Origin of the sequence: Yersinia sp. 2542 StPb PI, from assembly GCF_048593855.1 — a bacterium.
Classification (GTDB): domain Bacteria; phylum Pseudomonadota; class Gammaproteobacteria; order Enterobacterales; family Enterobacteriaceae; genus Yersinia; species Yersinia enterocolitica_E.
Genome location: NZ_JAZGQA010000496.1, coordinates 1 through 493 on the forward strand (window position 1 = coordinate 1; position 493 = coordinate 493).

Genomic DNA, 493 nt, shown 5'->3' on the forward strand with positions numbered 1-493 from the left:
GTATAACGTCGTCATCAATTTAATTTATTGATGCTCAGGGTTGAAATACAGTGGCATAAAATAATAATTAGTGAACAGATAATCAGTGATTTTTTATAAGGGAATTTTATGAAATCAGTAGCAATAGTGATATTGATGGTCAGTACATTTTTAGGAGGATGCGCGACAAAAGATAAAACCGAATCAGAAAAGCAAACGGCTACCATTATTAAGAACAATACAAGCAATCAGTGTGTAAACGATTTTTCAGTTCTGAAAAAATTGAACACTGATGAGTTTGGCGTTTTTAGAGGACAGTTTGAGCAGATTAATCACATGTATGCTTTCCTGGATCAGAATAGAAATATTCTTGATGATGACCCAAAACAACTTATTTCTCTGGAGTTGAATTCTAAACTAAAAATGGTGTGTGCCAGAGTTAGGCATACTACTTTTAACGAGGTTCAAAGAAAAGTAAATGTAATCGCTAAGTTATAATTGTGATTAAAATAGT

The 493-nt window shown here is 32.3% G+C and carries 1 protein-coding gene; it reads left to right on the forward strand.

Annotated features, from left to right (window positions below; all coding sequences use genetic code 11):
• Positions 1 to 108 precede the first annotated feature (108 nt).
• Positions 109 to 477, forward strand: coding sequence for a hypothetical protein (locus tag V1952_RS22470; protein WP_372558585.1), 369 nt, complete (start codon positions 109 to 111; stop codon positions 475 to 477).
• Positions 478 to 493 lie beyond the last annotated feature (16 nt).